At 73.1% G+C, this 16,188-nt stretch carries 12 protein-coding genes; 4 read left to right on the forward strand and 8 right to left on the reverse strand.

All coding sequences use genetic code 11. The features are described 5' to 3' along the window. The first annotated feature begins 215 nt into the window (after positions 1–215). Together WMF12_RS10845 and WMF12_RS10850 are read left to right on the forward strand one after the other, a co-directional pair. On the forward strand, positions 216–1,547 hold the full coding sequence (locus tag WMF12_RS10845; RefSeq protein WP_437870542.1) for an MFS transporter: 1,332 nt from the start codon (positions 216–218) through the stop codon (positions 1,545–1,547). Between the two features lie 209 nt (positions 1,548–1,756). Next, entirely contained in the window at positions 1,757–2,545 is a 789-nt protein-coding gene (locus WMF12_RS10850) for a CPBP family intramembrane glutamic endopeptidase (protein ID WP_437870544.1), read from the forward strand. Between the two features lie 5 nt (positions 2,546–2,550). Here the strand turns inward: WMF12_RS10850 and WMF12_RS10855 are convergent, their stop codons facing one another. The 5 genes from WMF12_RS10855 to WMF12_RS10875 form a co-directional block, all read right to left on the reverse strand. Beyond that, on the reverse strand, positions 2,551–3,975 hold the full coding sequence (locus tag WMF12_RS10855) for a phospholipase D-like domain-containing protein (RefSeq protein WP_437870547.1): 1,425 nt from the start codon (positions 3,973–3,975) through the stop codon (positions 2,551–2,553). Then, positions 3,972–4,937, reverse strand: a complete 966-nt coding sequence (locus tag WMF12_RS10860; protein WP_437870548.1) for a diiron oxygenase — start codon at positions 4,935–4,937, stop codon at positions 3,972–3,974. The genes WMF12_RS10855 and WMF12_RS10860 overlap by 4 nt, the downstream gene beginning before the upstream one ends. Next, positions 4,934–6,940, reverse strand: a complete 2,007-nt coding sequence (gene asnB / locus WMF12_RS10865) for an asparagine synthase (glutamine-hydrolyzing) (RefSeq protein ID WP_437870550.1) — start codon at positions 6,938–6,940, stop codon at positions 4,934–4,936. Before asnB ends, WMF12_RS10860 begins: the two co-directional genes overlap by 4 nt. Before the next feature lie 9 nt (positions 6,941–6,949). Beyond that, positions 6,950–9,229, reverse strand: a complete 2,280-nt coding sequence (locus tag WMF12_RS10870) for an iron-containing redox enzyme family protein (RefSeq protein WP_437870553.1) — start codon at positions 9,227–9,229, stop codon at positions 6,950–6,952. Positions 9,230–9,318: 89 nt separating this feature from the next. Further along, positions 9,319–9,939: a LysE family transporter gene (locus WMF12_RS10875; RefSeq protein ID WP_437870554.1), complete on the reverse strand. Its 621-nt coding sequence runs from the start codon at positions 9,937–9,939 to the stop codon at positions 9,319–9,321. Positions 9,940–10,103: 164 nt separating this feature from the next. Between WMF12_RS10875 and WMF12_RS10880 the strand changes: the two genes are divergently transcribed. Both WMF12_RS10880 and WMF12_RS10885 read left to right on the forward strand, forming a co-directional pair. Then, a complete protein-coding gene (locus WMF12_RS10880) occupies positions 10,104–10,232 on the forward strand; it encodes a hypothetical protein (RefSeq protein ID WP_437870556.1) in 129 nt (42 codons plus the stop codon). Beyond that, positions 10,229–10,711, forward strand: coding sequence for a hypothetical protein (locus WMF12_RS10885; protein WP_437870557.1), 483 nt, complete (start codon positions 10,229–10,231; stop codon positions 10,709–10,711). Before WMF12_RS10880 ends, WMF12_RS10885 begins: the two co-directional genes overlap by 4 nt. Before the next feature lie 21 nt (positions 10,712–10,732). Here the strand turns inward: WMF12_RS10885 and WMF12_RS10890 are convergent, their stop codons facing one another. The 3 genes from WMF12_RS10890 to WMF12_RS10900 form a co-directional block, all read right to left on the reverse strand. Continuing rightward, positions 10,733–11,761: a hypothetical protein gene (locus WMF12_RS10890; RefSeq protein ID WP_437870559.1), complete on the reverse strand. Its 1,029-nt coding sequence runs from the start codon at positions 11,759–11,761 to the stop codon at positions 10,733–10,735. Then, positions 11,758–12,945, reverse strand: a complete 1,188-nt coding sequence (locus WMF12_RS10895) for a hypothetical protein (RefSeq protein ID WP_437870561.1) — start codon at positions 12,943–12,945, stop codon at positions 11,758–11,760. The genes WMF12_RS10890 and WMF12_RS10895 overlap by 4 nt, the downstream gene beginning before the upstream one ends. A gap of 555 nt (positions 12,946–13,500) precedes the next feature. Further along, entirely contained in the window at positions 13,501–16,083 is a 2,583-nt protein-coding gene (locus tag WMF12_RS10900; protein WP_437873988.1) for a hypothetical protein, read from the reverse strand. Between the last annotated feature and the right edge of the window lie 105 nt (positions 16,084–16,188).

The following is a 16,188-nucleotide window of genomic DNA, read 5'->3' on the forward strand; positions in this document are numbered from 1 at the left end:
GCCCGTCGCATGCAGTTCACCGTTTAAACCAGATGCCGGACCGATACCACAGCGTCGCTCGCGATGGAGTCCGCTGCGTCCTCGCGGCCTCACGGCGTCGCGGCCTCACGGCGTCGTGTTTGCTTCCACGGTCGGGCGCGGCGGTCGGGCGTCCTGGAACTTGCTCTGTCCCGGGGCGCATCGTGTAAGGGTGCGGAGAAGGCGTGGAGGCTGCCGTGACATCCCACAAGCCCGTCGAGCCCGCGGCCCCGATGCGCGCCGCGCTGCCCGAGCCGGGAGCGGAGGCGCCGAGGCGTGGCGCCTCCGAGGAGGCGCCCGGTGAGGCGGCGTCGTCCGGCGTGGCGGCGGCGCCCGACGCGGTGGCGGGAGGGGCGAGCCGGGGCCTGTGGATCTCGTCGACCTACTTTGCCGAGGGCCTGCCCTACGCGATCGCGCACAAGGTGGCGGGGGAGTTCTTCACGGCGGCGGGGGCGAGCCTGGAGATCATCGGGCTGACGTCGCTCTACGGGCTCCCGTGGAACCTCAAGTTCCTCTGGAGCCCGCTGGTCGACCTCCACGGCAGCCCGCGGCGCTGGCTCGTGGCGGTCGAGATCGCGCTCGCCGCGATCGTCCTCGGGCTCGCTGCGGCGGCGGACAGCGGCGCGATCTGGCTCGTGGCGGCGCTGTTCGGGGCGGTCGCGGTCGCCGCGGCGACGCACGACATCGCGGTCGACGGCTTCTACCTGCAGGCGCTCGACAAGGACGCGCAGGCGGCGTTCTCCGGGCTGCGGGTCGGCGCGTATCGGCTCGCGCTGCTCGCGGGCGCGCTGCTTGTCGCGTTCGCGGGCTGGGCGTCCTTTGGCGCGGCGTTCGCCGTCGCGGCAGGCGGGCTCGCGCTGCTCGCGATCGGGCACGCCGCGGGGCTGCCGCGCCCGGCCGCGACGCCCGGAGCCGGCGCCGCGCCCGGAGCGACCGGGCTGCGGCGTTACATCGAGCCGTTCCGTGTGTACCTGCGGCAGCCGCAGATCGCGTCGAGCCTGGCGTTCATCCTCTGCTACCGGGCAGGGGACGCGCTCATGTTCGCGATGTCGTCGCCGCTGCTGAAGAGCCTCGGCCTCGACACGGCGGCGCGAGGCAACGTGGGCGGGGTCGGGACGGTCGCCTCGATCGCCGGCTCGATCCTCGGCGGGGTGATCATCAAGCGGTGGGGCCTCGCGCGGACCATCTTCCCGATCGCGCTCGTGCAGAGCCTTGCGATCCTGCTGTACGTGGCGCTCGCGTGGGCGCGGCCGGCGCTCCCGTGGGTCGTCGCGCTCGTCACGCTCGAGCAGCTCGCCGCCGGCGTCGGGACGGCGGTGCTCGCGGTGTTCCTGATGCGGCGCTGCGTGGACGGGTACAAGTCGTCGCACTTCGCGATCGGGTCGGCGCTCATGTCGGTCTCTGCGACATTCGCCGGCAGCGCGAGCGGCTACCTGGCCGCCAGCGCGGGGTTCACGGCGTTCTTCGCGATCGCGTTCGCGGCGTCGATCCCGGGGGTCGTCCTGTCGCGCCTGGTGCCGCGCGAGTAGCATCACTGCGGGAAGTTGCCCCGAATCAGCAGAAGAACCACCAAGCGCGCCAAGGCCGCCAAGAGATGAGGGGGAGGGCCATCCCGGCTTCCCCCTCTTCTTTTCCCTGTGCCCTGGTTTCTTTGCGCCTTTGCGCCTTTGCGTTGAACTCTCTGTCCGGACCTCCGGCGGGTGGAACCAGGTAGATTGGACTCGTCCGCGCGATCCCGATGCAAGAGCCCACGTCCGCCCTCTCCGAGCCGAAGGCGCGCGCCGACCGCGCGCTGAGCCTGGTCTCCCTCGGCCTCCTGGCGCTCCAGGCCGCGCTCGACGCGCCCGCGTTCCCGCGCGCGACGCTCGCCGTCGCCGTGGCCGCGGCCCTGGTGGCGCTGCTCGCGGCCCGCGTGGCGCAGGGGCCGGCGCGCGCCGTCGCGGCGCTCGTGGCGTGCATCGTGGTGGCGATGCGCCTCGGCGTCGTCTGGCAGCTCGCCATGATCCTGGCGCTCGCGGCCTACGGCGGTCTCGCGCGGCTCGCGCCCGCGCTGCGTCCGCCCGAGGGCTGGCGCGCGGCCGGCGGGCTCCCGAAGCGCTGGACGGCGCTCGTCGGCGGCGTCACGCCGGTCGCGCTCGTCGGGTGGCTCGCGCTCGCCCGGCCCGACCTCCGCGACATCACCGGCTCGGAGCTGCTCCAGGTGTCGACGCCGGTGCTCATCGCGGGAGGCGCGGTCTTCGCCGTGCTGAACGCCACGCTGGAGGAGGTGATCTGGCGCGGCGTGCTCCAGCCCAGCCTCGCGGCGGCGTGGGGCGCGCGCCTCGCGGTGGTGCTGCAGGCCGCCTCGTTCGGGGCCCAGCACGCGCACGGGTTCCCGCGGGGGCTCCTGGGCGTCTTCCTGGCGGGCAGCTGGGCCGTCATGCTGGGCCTCTTGCGGCAGCGCTCCCGCGGGCTCCTTGCGCCCGTGCTCGCGCACATCGTCGCGGACGCGACGATCGCCGCCCTGGTGATCGGCATGCTCCGCTGATCGCGTCAGGGCCGGAGGCCGAGCAGCTCGAACGCGCCCAGCAGCGCCGAGCGCGCCCACGACCCCCGGCCGCTCGACGTGCGCCGCGAGGCGGGCAGATCCCAGAGCCGCTCGAAGTGCGCCGCGAACGCGGCCACGAAGGCCGGATCGCGGGTCTCGAGGTCCGTCTCGAGCCACGCGCGCGAGAACGAGTTGGGCGTGAAGTTGGCCTGGCCGCCCACGAGCATCGGCCGAGCGCCCAGCCGCGCCGCGGTCTTGAGGTGCATCATCGCCCCGCCGCGCGAGTCGTGCACGCGCAGCGCGAAGCGGTCCGGCCACCGCGCCTCGGCCTCGATCGCGCGGGTGATCCCGTGGTGGTTGACCAGGCTGCGGATGAGCCACGCCGCCGCGGGCGGCAGCGGGAGCGCGTCGATGGAGTCGATCAGCACGCGCACCCGGGCGCCGCGCGCCGCCGCGCGCTCGAGCGCCTCGAGCATCGGCAGGTCCGAGAGGTACGTGGTCGCGACGAGGAGCTCGTCGCCCGCCTCCGCGCCGTCGAACAGGTCCGCGAGGCGCGCGCGGATCGCCTCGTGCTCGACGAGCGCGCACGTCTCGTCGCCCGCGGCGGTGAGCGCGCCGGGCGGGGGGAGGGGGATGCGCAGGCCGCCGGCGTACCCCGGCACAGGCGCGAGCGTGGGCGTCGGGGAGGCACACTCCGTCCCGGGATCGTCGGACGCGCGCGCGGCGCGCGCGGCGTCGGACATGAGCGCGTGAAGCGCGGCGCGGCCCTCGTCGCCGATCGCCTGCGGAATGGTAAGCGCCTCGTCGATCGCCGCGATCGCGACGCGCCAGAGCCGGCGGGCCACGGCGCCGGTGAGCCAGAACAGGTTCTCGTGCCAGTCGAACGCCGCGTCGATGAAGTTGTGCGACGTGATCGCGCCGGCGCGCCCGCCGTCGATCACCAGGTTCTTCCGGTGGTCCTCGACGTTGTGCAGCACCTGCCAGCGGTTCTGGTGCTCGACCCAGTCCTCGATCGGCACGCGCCCGCGCGCGTGGTCTAGGTGGAAGTTCATCCGGGGCAGGAGCCGGCGGCGCCGGTCAAAACGCGCGCCGAACAGGCAGGCGTTCAGCACGAGGACGCCCGCGTCCGCGAGGCGCCTCCGCACCAGCGCGCCGCGGCGGCGCGTCAGGGCGGGGTTCGCGGGCGTGTTGCTGTCCAGGATCACGACGACGGTCACATCGGGCCGCGCGCGTTTCTTGGCGATGAGCCAGTCGGCGACGGTGTCGGCGTAGGGGAACGCGCCCGGGCGCGGCAGCAGCGTGGTCTGGTCGCCGTTCGCCGCGAAGAGGTACATCTGCAGGACGACGCTCCGCTCGGCGGCCTCGATGAGGTCGCGGCACGCGGAGAGGATGCCGTGGCTGTCGCCGATGTACGCGAGCCCGGAGCTCACGCGGGATCCGTGCGCAGCGCGCGCCGCAGCGCCCAGCAGAGGGCCGGCGCGCCGGCGAGCCCGCGGCCCTCCAGCTTGCGCGTGAAGCTCTCGGTGCCCCAGCGATCGGACTGCGTCGGGGCGCGCGCGCCGAGCCGCCGCCGCTGCGCGGCGTCGAGGCCCAGCTCGCTGCCGGCCGAGGCCACCAGGCGGCCCCAGGCGTCGCCGACCACGCCGTCGACGTACACCAGGAAGGGCAGCGCGAGGGCCGTCTGGATGGCGGCGAGCCAGCGCGGACAGCGCTCGTTCAGGTGCAGGAGCACGCGCTCGTCGATGGCGACGTGCGGCGCCTCCTCGCGCGCGTGCAGGGCCATGATCTCGGCGACGAGCGCCGCGCTCTGATCGGGCCGGGCCTCGATCGCCCGCGGCACGAAGAGCGTGATCTCCTCGAAATACCACGCGAGCAGGAAGAACGTGCCCGCCGGGGCGAGGCGCAGCGCCGCGTCGTCGCCCCGGCCCCAGCGCAGGAAGCGCGGCGGGGCCGCGTCGGTCGGGTAGAGATCCGGCCGGAGCCTGTGCAGGAGCCGGCGGAACATCTCCGCGTGCGTGCGCTCCTCGGCGACGAAGCGGGCGACGACGGGCGCGGACAGGTACGGCGCGCGGTGGGCCGACCGCTCGAGGTACCGGATCACGTAGCCCTCGAAGTGGATGAACAGCTCGCACGTGAAGCACGCGAACAGCCGGTTGATCGCGACGCGCTGGCGCTCGGTGAGCCCGAGGCCCGCGACGTCCATGTAGTGCGCCTCGGGGATCACCAGCGCCTCGGGCGGGATCGGGCGCGTCCAGTCGATGCGGTCCCAGCGCCGGCGCACCGCGGTGTGGAGCCGGTCCTCCCTCGCGGCGGCCTCTCCGTCGTGGGACGGCGTCCGAGGGCTGCCTTCGTGGCCGGAGAGCGCGGGATCGGCGGAGATCTGGAGGCTCACGATGGGGCCGTCCTCTCGGTCGACGCGACCGCGCGCTCGTCTGCGGCCGCGCGCTCGTCTGCGGCCGCGGGCGCTGGCGGCGACCACGTGGGCAGCTCGCACAGCCCGCCGCCGAGGAAGAGGTGGTGCCACAGCTGCGTGGTGACCACGGCGGTGTAGCTCCCGTCGGCGACGATCCGCCGCGGGGCGAGCGCGGGCAGGATCCGCTGGAAGCGCTGCTCGCGCGCGACCTTCGCGGGCGAGAAATAGCCCGTCTTTCGCAGCGACTCGGGGCTCACGAGCTGCGCGATCCAGCGGGGCTGGGGCCCGAGCGCGCAGAGCGCGTGGGCCTTGAACATGCCCTTGGGCGGGTCGGCGACGTCGCGCGGGAGCACCCGCCGCGCCACCTCGCGGAGGAGCCACTTCTCCCGCAGCCCGCGGAGCTTGTACAGGGGCGAGAGGCCGCTGGAGAGGTCGATGAAGGCCTCGTCGAGGAAGGGGTAGCGGTGCTCCACGCCCGAGCCCATCGCCGCGCGGTCGCCCTTGCCCACCAGGAGGTGTCCGGCCAGCATCAGCTTGTACTCCACGTAGAGCGACCGATTCAGCGGATCCCAGCGGCGCATCCGCGCTGGCGCGATGTCGAGCTCGGAGAACGGGTCGTGGCCCGCGACGCGCTCGGCCATCGTATCCGAATAGAACAGCCAGCGCGCGCGGGAGAGCGGCTCGTACAGGTCGAGCAGGCTCGGGCGAACGTCGCCGAAGTGGTCCTGGAACGTGGGCGCGGGTGTGCCGGGCGCCGCGAGCTCGGCCAGCGTGTTGCGGATCGCGCGCGGCAGGGCGGGGTGGACGCGGGCGAGGCGCTCCATGGCGCGGTGGGTCTTGTGCCAGACGTAGCCGCCCATCGCCTCGTCCGCGCCCTCGCCCGTGAGCACGACCTTGAATCCCCGGCGCGCGGCGCGCTCGGCCAGGAGGAGCACGCACCCGTCGGCCGTGTCCATCACGGGGCCCTCGGCGGCCTCCACCACGCGCGGGAGGGCCTCGAGGATCTCCGTCGGCGAGGGCACCAGGGTCTCGAGCCGCGCGCCCAGGCGCGCCGCGCTGCGGGTCGCGCGGCGGCGCTCGTCGGGCCCGGCGCCGTCGAAGCCGACGGTGAACGACGCGATGGGCGCGTCGCCGCGGGCCTCCCGGGCGAGGCCGAGCACCAGCGTCGAGTCGAGCCCGCCGCTCAGGTACGTCGCCACCGGGCCGTCGGAGACGAGGCGGCGCTGCACGGCGTCGCGCAGGCAGGCGCGCGTCTCCTCGATCAGCGCGTCGAGCGAGGCGACGCGCCGCTCCTCGCCCTGGGCCGGGAAATCCAGGTCCCAGTAGCGCCGTTCCTCCACCGCGCCGCCCTGCGCGCGGAGGTAGTGCCCCGGCCAGATCGAGCGCACGCCGCGGAAGCACGTCCGCCGCGTGCCCGCGGCGAACAGCGAGAAGACGTGGTCGATGCCCGCCGGATCGACCTCGGGGCGCACGAGCCCGCTCGCCAGGATCGCCTTGATCTCCGAGGCCCAGAGGAGCCAGCCGTCCGCCTCCGCGTAGTGGAGCGGGCAGATCCCGATCCGGTCGCGGCCGAGCAGCAGCGTGCGCGCCTCGCGATCCCAGAGCGCCACGGCGAACTGCCCGCGCGCGCGGGAGAAGGCGCCCTCGCCCGCGTCGAGGTAGAGCCCGGGCCATAGCTCGGTGTCGCACCGCGTGCGCAGCGTGTGCCCGCGCGCAGCGAGCTCGCGGCGCAGCTCGGCGTGGTTGAACAGCTCGCCGTTGTACGAGGCCCACACGCGGCCGCCCGCGTCGGCCATCGGCTGGCGGCCGCCCGCGACGTCGACGATGGCGAGGCGCCGCGTGGCCATGGCGATCCCTGGCGCTGAAAAGGAGGCCCCGTCGTCCGGGCCGCGGTGCCGCACGCTCGCCGCCATGCGGTCGAGGCGCGCCGGATCGAACGTGCGTCGCCCGGCGAGATCCAGCGCTCCGACGATGCCGCACATGATCGAGCGCTACCTCCCCGTGTCCCCGAGCAGATGCCGCCGGAGCCAGCGCCAGCCGAGGCGGGGGCCGAGGCGCACCGCGACGGCGCGCACGAGCGGCCGGCTCGCGCGCGCGTACGCGGCGTATCCGCGCCAGATCCGCAGCGTTGCGCGCTCGATCGCGAGCGCGTCGCCGGGCGCCGCGCAGGCGTCCATGAACCGGGTGATGGCCTCGATCGACCACGCGGTGTGGCCCGACGCGGCGTTGTCGATCGTGTTGTGCAGGTCGAAGAAGTACGGGTCGATCCGGTGGCGCCGCAGGAGCGCGGCGGCCATCGCGTACCCGCGGCCGATACCGGCCATCTCGATCGCCAGGTTGAGGCCGAGCAGCTCGGGCAAGAGCTCCGTGGACCCTTGCGCGAACGCGAGCCAGAGCACGGGCATCGAGAACGCCTGCGGGAGGAGATCGCGCCGCTCCACGAACGCGCGCGCGTCGCACGGCGGCAGCGTCACGCCCTGCTCCGCGAGCGCCCTGCGCAGCACGTTGCCGTGGTGCTGGGCGGGCACGCCCGCGCCGAGCTCGTCGCGGTAGATCCGGAGCAGGAGCGCCGCGACCGGCGTGTGGAACGCGCCGGGGGCCGTCATGCCCTGGAGCCAGGCGCCGTCGATCACAGCCGCCGGCGCGAGCTGGGTGAGCAGCCAGACGGCCTCGTCGCGCGTGATCTCGCGCGCGATGCCCGCGTCGTCGGTGGGCTGCGTGGGGTCGCGCGCGGGGTGTGGGGCCGCATGCGGTCCCACCGTGGAGTGCGCATGGGCGTGCCCTTCCTCGAAGATCTGCTCGCGCAGCCGCGCGTCGACCCAGCGCGAGAGTCCCGCGGCGGACCACGGCCAGCGCCCATCCGCGGCGAGCCGGGCGGGGGACACATCGCTGTGCACCTCACGGAGCACCCCTTCGACGTGCGTCAGCGCGAGCTCGCCCGCTTCGCGGTCCACGCCTCCGGGCCCGCGGGCGCAGAGCAGCCGGTGGTACAGCTCCGGCAAGGGGAGCTCTGCGCGCGCCTGCGCGCGAGGGGTGGATCCTCCTCGACGATTCCCATCGATCGAGGCCCCGTCGTGATCGACGCGCGGCGAGCCCTCACGCTCCTCCGAGCTGTGCGTTGCGCGGGCGGAGGCCGGAGGCTCCGGCGCCTCGATCAGCGCGCGGATCCAGGCGCGCATCACGTCGATCTCGGCGTCGGTGAACACGCCGAACATCGGCCCTCCGAACTGCACGGAGCGGGTGACGAGCGGGCTCTCGTCGGGCCTCCCCGGAACGATCCATGGCGAGCGCGCGAGGCGCTGAAGGATGCGCCTCGCGTCGAGCTGCGCCGGATCGAGCGCGTCGTCGAGCGCCTGTCCGTCGATCCGGACGCGGCCGTGAAATCCGAACGCGTGGCGGGCCTTCGCCTCGACGAGCGCCAGCATCGCCTCCCACGCGGACGGCGGGGCAGCGGGCCGGAGCGACGCGAGCCACGCCCGCCGCGCGGCCCAGAGCGACCAGGCGCCGCGCCACACGCGCGACCAGTCCGGCGCCCCGCCCGCGGCATACGCCTCGAGGCACCGTCGCGCGAGATCAAGGGCCCGGCGGGCCGTCTCCGCACCCTCCGCGTGCTCGGCGAAATACAGGCCGTCGCAGCGCGCGCGCGAAGCGGCCCGGCGCACCGCCGCGGGCGGGCCCAGCACCGTGGCCGCCGCGTGGTGGCCCAGCGCCTCGGGCAGCCTCGCGGCCCCGCGCTGCGCGACGCGGAGCCCCGGGATCGCGAGCGCGAAGTCCGCGTCGGCGAGGCAGATGGAGCGCTCGAATGCGGGGCTCCCGAGATCGGGCAGCGCGAGCCCCGCGGCGGCCAGCGCGGCGCCGTACAGGGCGCCGTGGTGCCGCGCGGGGTCGCCTTCGCCGCACTCGAGATAGAACGCGTCGAGGCAGGCCGCGCCGAGCGCGCCGTCCGCGGGGCGCACACGTACCGCCGCGGCGAGCCAGCACCCGTCGAGCAGCGCGGTCGGCGCGTAGCCGAGCAGGATGCGCGCCGGATCGGCGTCTTCGGAGCTGGGCGCGCTGCATCGCTCGTCCTCGTCGCGGAGCGCGGTCAGGGCCGTAAAGAACGCGTCGAGGCTGCAGGGGGCCGCGGCTTCCGGCGCGGGCTCGTCCGCGAGATCCTCGGGGGCCGGCTCCCCGGCCCGCAGCCCGCGGTAGATCGCGCGCGGCGACGCGCCCGAGGCGCGCGACCCAGGGCTCGCCGCGCGGTCTGATGCGACGGTATGAAGGGCGTTCATACGACCGGACGACGCAGGCTGCCGGCGTCTACCCGCATCCGAACGACGTTATGCGGGCGCGCGACCGGCGTCCACACAGGGCACGGATCTCACGCGAGCCGCTGCAGGAGCCCCGCGAGCCCCAGCGCCACCAGCGCGCAGCCGAGGCCGCGCACCAGGTGCCCGTGCCATGCGCCGAGCCGCTCGCGGTAGCGCGCCAGCAAGCGCCCGAGCGTCGCGAACCAGCTCACCACGCCCACGGCTGCGCCCACCGCGAGCGCGGCCGCGTGGGCCGGCGCGACGGCGGGCGCGAGGGCAGGGTACGCGCGGAGCACGGCGCACGAGGCGATCCACGACGCCAGGAACGACGGGTTGAAGGCGACGAGGAGGAACCCGGTCAGGAGCGCCGACGTCGCGCGCCCGGACGAGGGCGCCTCCGAGGCGCGTCGAGGCGCGAGCGCCAGGGCGAGGCCCATCGCCACGACGAGCGCGGCGCCGCCCGTTCGCAGGGCGCGATCGACGGCGGGGTGCGCCTCGAGGACCCACCCGAGCCCGCGCGCCGCGGCGAGCGCCCAGAGCCCCTCCGCGAGGGCTCCTCCGATGGCGAGCAGCAAGACGCGCCGGGGCTGCCCCGCGAGCGCGGCGGCCACGAGCAGCACGGCCAGCGGCCCCGCCGCCGGGATCGAGCCGAAATAACCGAGCAGGAACCCGACGACGAGCGCGAGCGCCATGGTTCATCATTATCAGCGTGCACTTCATCAGCGTGCACTTCGTGCTTTCACCCGAGCGCGAATCCATGCCCCTGAGACGATTTGGCCTCCAGTGGCGCAGCCAGGAGGGGTATGGCCGGCGGCGCTGGGTCGAGGTTCATTCACACGACAAGGAGACCAGTTGAATGTCGGTGATCATCTTCGATCGCTACGTCGCGGGCCCGGGGATGGCGGCGGCCTGCGAGGAGGCGAAGGCGGGCGGCCCGGCCCGTGGACCGCGGGGGGCGCAAGCGGCGAGACTGCCCCCGCCATGAGCGAGAGGCCGGCCCCCAATCCTTTCCAGCCCCCGCAGGCGAACCTCAGCCTTGAGCCGGCGCGGGCGCACGGATCTGCCGGCAAGGCGCTGCTCTTCGGCGTGCTGGCAGACCTCGGGCTCACGATGGTGCTCGGGATTGCGTTCTTGATCGCCTACGCGGTGTTCCTTGCCTCCATGGGCGCGACCGACGACGGTCTCGCGAAGGCAATCACGTCGCCCTCGGCGGGCTTCACGAGCGCCCTCACGGCGATCGGCACCTTCGGTTCCGCGATCGGTGGCTACACCTGCGCCCGCACCGCGCGGCACATGGAGTACCGGCTGGCGTGGGTGCTCATCGCGCTCTCGCTCGTGCTGGGATGGGTGCTCGTGGGAGACGGGACCTCCGTGACGCAGGCGCTCGTCACGACTGTCCTCACGATCGGCGGCACCCTGTTCGGCGCCTGGGCCGGCGCGCAGCAGAATCGGCGCCGGGGGTAGACGCCAGACCCCGTCGTCGCTCTAGCGCAGCGCCAGCGTGAACGCGAGCCCGAGGCTCACGCGCAGATCATGGACCGCCTGCACATCCAGGGCGGGCGGCAGCAGCCGGTACTCGCCCTCGATCACCGCAGCGATGGGTTGATCGTCGATCGCGGCCAGGATCCTCTCGACGTGCGCGGCCGAGCGCACCAGGACACGCCAGCGCTCTTCGCTCGTCCAGTGCGGCACGACGTCGCCTCGACCATCGAAGACAGTCAGCCCGTCGCCGCTCTGGAGCCGCAGCCGCAGCGAGCCCGCGGTCATGGGCGCGATCCGGTGGACCACCCTGGGCTCGCCGAGCGTGCGGCGCGCGGGCGCGGCCTCGGGAGAGGGGGACTCGGCGTAAGCGTCGATGTCGTAACGGACCCCGAGCCCGATCTCGAAGCTGCGGCCCGGCTCGCCCGTGCGCCACGGATCGAGGATCGCCGTGGCGCGCGCCACGCCGACTCGGATCAGCGGCGCCGACGATCCGTCGCCCTGGCGCCGCGGAATCGAGGGGATGCTCACCCGGCCCACCTCGGCTTCCACGCCGATGTCGAAGGGGAAGGGGACCGCGATCGGCGGCGACATCGGCAAGACCACCCGCGGCGATTCGTCGTGCCGCAAGAACGACGCGCCGTACAGCGCCGCGTCGAGCGCGGGCACGCCGTCGAGCGCCTGCCCCGCCGGAGACACCCGGCCGGCGAGGACGCGGTGATCCGCCTGCCAGATCACGCGGCCAGGCCCGGAGCCCGTCACGCTGCGCGCGCGGTAGGACAGGCCCGCGTCGATCTCGGGCTCGATCTCGATCGTCCCGCCGGCGCCCCGGTGCAGCGCGGACGCGACACCGAGCCACACCCGGCTCGCCGGGTCGAAGCGCACGCGGAAGCGCCGGCCCTCCTCGGAAACAGCGGTATCGCCGCCGCCCGCGCGCTCGCTCTCCTCGCGCGCCGGCTCGGCGCGGCCGGCGCGCGGGGAGAGCGCCGCGGCCGCCGCCATGACGAGCAGCGCGGCGAGGCGCCGAGCCGTCACGGGTCCTCGAAGACGGGCATCGGCTCGAACACCCGTGGGGGAGCCCAGAACGACACCCGCAGGCCCGCGGCGGCCTTGACCTCCACGTCGCGAACGTCGCTGTCGAGGTCGTTGCGGCTCACCCCCATCGCGGCGAGCCGCAGCGAGATGGGCTGATCGTTGATCGCGAGGAGGATCCCCTCGTAGGCGATGGTGGCCTCGAGTCGGTTCATCGCCTCTCCCGTCCCGCTCCCGGCCGCGATGCTCGGGCGCCGGTAGGTGAACGCGGTCGAGAGCGCGTGGAGGCCGCCCTCGCCGAGGCTGAAGCGCGATTTGATGGCGCTCGTCGGGCCGATGTACAGAGCGCCGGTGTCCAGGCCGTCGTCGATCTCCGATCGGCGCTCCCAGTACTCCCCCAGATCGGCGCCCGCCTCGAGCCGGATGTGGCTGTACATGTCGCTCGACTGCCACGGATTCCACGCGAGATGGACCTCGCCGAACTCCACGTCGAGCGTATCGCGGCGCGCGGGAGGGCGGTCGTTCACCGACACCACCCGGAAGCCCCAGCCCATCCGCGGCGAGATCGCGTGAAGCCGCGGCTTGCCCACGAAGGTGCTGAGCCAGTGGGCCGGCCGCCGGTGCAGGTGCTGGTAATCGTAGCTGAAGAGCACCCCGGAGAGCTCGAGATCGTCGAACGTGGCCGCCCCCTCGAGGACGCGCATGTCATGGCGGGCGCGGGAGCGCGTCGAGAGCACGCTGAGATGGATACCGGCCTCGGCCCTCCCGCGGCCCAGGGGGAAGCTCGTGGGCACGGGGAGCCCGTTCTCGCCGTGGAACGTGGGCAGCCAGGACGCGCCCAGGTAAAGCCGGTTCAGGAGATCGAACTTGACCTGAAATGCCTTGCCCTCGGCCGAGCGCGCGTAGCCCGGCGGCGCCTCGGGGATCGCGGCGACGAGGCGGGCGCCGCGCGCGGTCAGGGCCTGGTAAGCCTCGGTGTCTTCAACCACGTTGCACGGCTGCACCTTGTCGAGCGCGCCGCCGTCGTGGGCCAGGTGATCGGGCGCCACGAGGCAGCGCTCGCCCTCCGGCCGTGGCTCGCATTGAACGCGCACCGCGCCGCCGTTCGGCGACCGGATGCAGCGAACCGGCTTGTCCCAGGAGAGCTGCGGCGGCTCAGCGGGGCGAGCAGGCGCGGACCAGAGCATCGCTGCCGACAGGGGGGCGAGCAACGCGTGAATCCGAGGCAGACGTCGTCTCAAAGCACCCTCACGAGGCAAAGGAGCTCCACGGCGGCAAAGCCGCCCGCGCTGTACGCGAGCGATTCATCAGGCGCTTCGCGGGCGCCGGAGGCGATAAAGCACGCGTCGTGCCCTGCGACACGGTGTCGGAGCGCGCGCCGCGCATCCGAGAATTCCGAGAATTCAGAATGCGCCGACTTCTTGGCGGGGGCGAGGTGCGAAGCGGTCAGCGCGGCGACCGCTGCATGGGGAGCAATCCATTACCCAGGCGCGCAGGGTTCTTCACGGCAGGCTGCGGGCGCTTCGCCATCGGCGGTCGCGGCTCGCGTCGTTCGGGTCGAGCCACCGGCGTCGAGGGACCGGCGACGTGGTAGTTGTCGCGCAGGTTCCAGTGGAACCTCTGATTCTCCGGGGTGTATCCGCAGTGGAACGCCCGGTTGTGGACGAGGTTGTTACTCCACTTCCGTCGGCGGATCGCCCACCTCGGACCCGAAGCGAGGGTTGCGGGTGCTAGTCGACGTTCTAGCGGGCCTCGGCCCGCGAGATCCACCGGAGCGCCTCGGGCAGGACGTCGGCGACGGCGGCGAGCGCGTCGTCCCCGCCGATGCGCGCGATGAGGGGCGCGAGGTGCTCCACGCCGCCCCAGCGGCCCAGGGTCCATTTGAGCGTGGACCCGCTTTCCGATTCTCCCAGGCTGACGGCGAACAGCCAGGCCGCGTCTTCGAGCGACAGCCAGGGAGCGCAGTCGACCAGGCCTCCCAGGGCGTCCGGATCGGAGTCCTCACGATACGCCGCAACAGCGCGCGCGGCGAGGGACGGCCGCGACGCCTCTGGCGCGACGCGGCAGAGTGACGAGAGCGCCGCGATGCGGGCGTACTGCGACGTCTCGCCTCCTCCGCTCTCCGCAATCGAGAGCGACGCATCGAAGCCGAGCACATCGAGCGCCGCCGACGGCTGCTCGCGGACGAGCACCACCGGAACCCACGCCGGGTGGACGGTCGACACCATGCGGCGAGCGGCATCGACGAGCAGACCGCCCCCCGCGATCGCGGCGGCCCGCAGGAGCGCCCGAGCGCTGTCGATGCCCTCGAAGCAGAGCCGCTCGATCGTCTCGAGCGCACGAGCAGGCTCACCGAGCGCCGCGAACCGCGCCGAGAGCGCCGGACCCATGCGGAGCGACGCCTCGTCGAGCAACCTCACGAGCTCTGGTAAGTCGAGGTACGGCGCCAGCGTCTCGGCGTATCCTTCATAGTCGAGCCTCTCGCCTTCCACGTCGAGAAGATCGACGACCGCCTCGAACGATACCGAGACGGCGAGGGTGCGTTCTTCAGGGGGCAAGAGCGGCAGGAGGGGCGCCAGCGCATTCGCCCGCGACCGCGGCGGCAGCGACATGGCCGCATGAAAGAGGGTGAGCGCGTGCTCACGGCGGAGCCCTCGTGCCCTCCCCGCGCAGCCGAGCGTGGATCCAGGGTTCGGGTTCGACCTCGCGCGCTCGATGACCTGCTGGAGGAGCACATCGGCCTCGGAAGCGGGCAGGAAGGCGGCGGCGGTGAGCCACACGTCGAAGTACCGGTCCGGCCCTTTCTCCGCGCGCCATGTCGCCCCGACCGCCCATCGCGCGAAGGTCGCCGCATCGTCGCCCGACGCGGCGTGCGCCGCTGTGAGAAGCGCCTGTGTATCTTCCCATGTATCGCCGCGCCACGTCGCCCCGGTCCGCCGTACGACGTCGAGCGCGCACGCCACGAGGCGCTCATGCAGCAGAGGAGATGCATGCGCCGCGAGCCCGAAGTACGCGACGGCGAGCGCCCGCGCCGTGCCCTCCCCTGGGGCTTCGATCCGGTGGCCGTCCCAGCAGTCGTCTCTCTTTCTCCATGCGTCGTGCAGGGTCGCCAACGCACCTTGAGAGTTCGCCACGCGGACGAGTCGAGATATCGCGTCCGGCGACGCGCTGCCCGCGCCCGGGTCTTCGACGTGCGCGGCGAGCTTCTCCCGGACCCATCGCAAGTCCTCTCGGCGCGCGGCGAGGTCCTCGCGTGAGCATGGCCATGCCCAGCGCGGGTCGCAGAGCGCGAGGAGCTCGGCATCAGACGCTTTGGACGCGAGCAGATGCGCTCCAGCGTAACGGCGGAGATAGGCGCCGGCGCGGAGCTCCTGAGCGCTGCCGCTGGCGCGTGCGAGCACGATCTGTCGCGCCGCCGCTGCGAACCGTCGCTCGCAGGAGGCAGTTCGTTGCTCGTCGGCGGCTTCCCATGCGGCGCGCAGTGCCTCGTGACGAAAGCGAAGCGTGTCGCCTTCGCAGCGCTCAATCAGGGGATCGATGATCTCACCGTGGGCGTCGAGCCAGGCCGTGACCTCGGTCTCGTCGACATCGAGGAGCTGCGCTGCGTCGGAGGTGCCGAGCGGCGCGAAGGCGTGAGCCAAGATCGAGAGCAGCGCTTCGAGGTGGGAGGCGCCGCGCGCGCGCAGCGATGCGAGGAGTTCCTCGACATACGCGCGCGGTCCCGGGCCGTCGAGCGCTGCCCAGGCGAGCCGATCGCGCAGCGGCGCGGCGATCTCGTCGAGTCTCAAGCCGCCTACCGGGATGAAGGTGACATCCTCCGAGCGAAACGCGAGCCGTTCAGCCCACTGTTCGGCCAGCTGCGATGAGCCCGAGATCGTGACCACCACCCGCACCGAGGGGCCGGGCTCGCGAAGCGCAGAGCCGCGAGGACCGTAGGGCCGGTCGACGCATGCGTCGAGTCCGACCAAGCCGACGAGAAGCGGCGGCTGATCGTCCTCGGTATTCCAGTCGGCGATCCAATTGCGCAGTTGAACATGAAGCTCGGCACCATCCTGCGTACTCGGTGTCTCATCAGGCCACAGCGAGGCTGATAGTCGTGCGAGGATCTCGTGCTCGAAGGCCACTCCAAATGTCCGGCCTATGTGGATGAGCGCTTTCAGTACGCCGGGCTCGGTGAGTGAGTCGAAGAAGCAACGAACGGTCGTGCTCTTGCCAGCGCCGTCCGGCCCATGCACAATGCATACTTTGCTTCGGTTCTCCTTGTGCCACTGCCGGATCGCATCGAGAGCGGAAGAATGGGTCCTCCCGAACAAGCGCTCAGTCATGGGATGCTCCCAGGGGACGAAAGGCGTTATCCTTTTGGATCGAAGACGCCAAACTTGCCACGTTTGCCCTTCTTTCCAACGACCGCGTGACTTGTCCCGAGCTTC

Source organism: Sorangium sp. So ce363 (genome assembly GCF_051520435.1).
GTDB classification, from domain to species: Bacteria; Myxococcota_A; Polyangia; order Polyangiales; family Polyangiaceae; genus Sorangium; species Sorangium cellulosum_B.

What these genes read in the sequence shown, in the direction of transcription:
- WMF12_RS10850 (WP_437870544.1), top strand. Translation starts at nt 1,757, where the DNA reads ATGCAAGAGCCCACGTCCGCCCTCTCCGAGCCGAAGGCGCGCGCCGAC.
- asnB (WP_437870550.1), bottom strand. Translation starts at nt 6,940, where the DNA reads ATGTGCGGCATCGTCGGAGCGCTGGATCTCGCCGGGCGACGCACGTTC.
- WMF12_RS10870 (WP_437870553.1), bottom strand. Translation starts at nt 9,229, where the DNA reads ATGAACGCCCTTCATACCGTCGCATCAGACCGCGCGGCGAGCCCTGGG.
- WMF12_RS10875 (WP_437870554.1), bottom strand. Translation starts at nt 9,939, where the DNA reads ATGGCGCTCGCGCTCGTCGTCGGGTTCCTGCTCGGTTATTTCGGCTCG.
- WMF12_RS10880 (WP_437870556.1), top strand. Translation starts at nt 10,104, where the DNA reads ATGTCGGTGATCATCTTCGATCGCTACGTCGCGGGCCCGGGGATGGCG.
- WMF12_RS10885 (WP_437870557.1), top strand. Translation starts at nt 10,229, where the DNA reads ATGAGCGAGAGGCCGGCCCCCAATCCTTTCCAGCCCCCGCAGGCGAAC.
- WMF12_RS10895 (WP_437870561.1), bottom strand. Translation starts at nt 12,945, where the DNA reads ATGCTCTGGTCCGCGCCTGCTCGCCCCGCTGAGCCGCCGCAGCTCTCC.
- WMF12_RS10900 (WP_437873988.1), bottom strand. Translation starts at nt 16,083, where the DNA reads ATGACTGAGCGCTTGTTCGGGAGGACCCATTCTTCCGCTCTCGATGCG.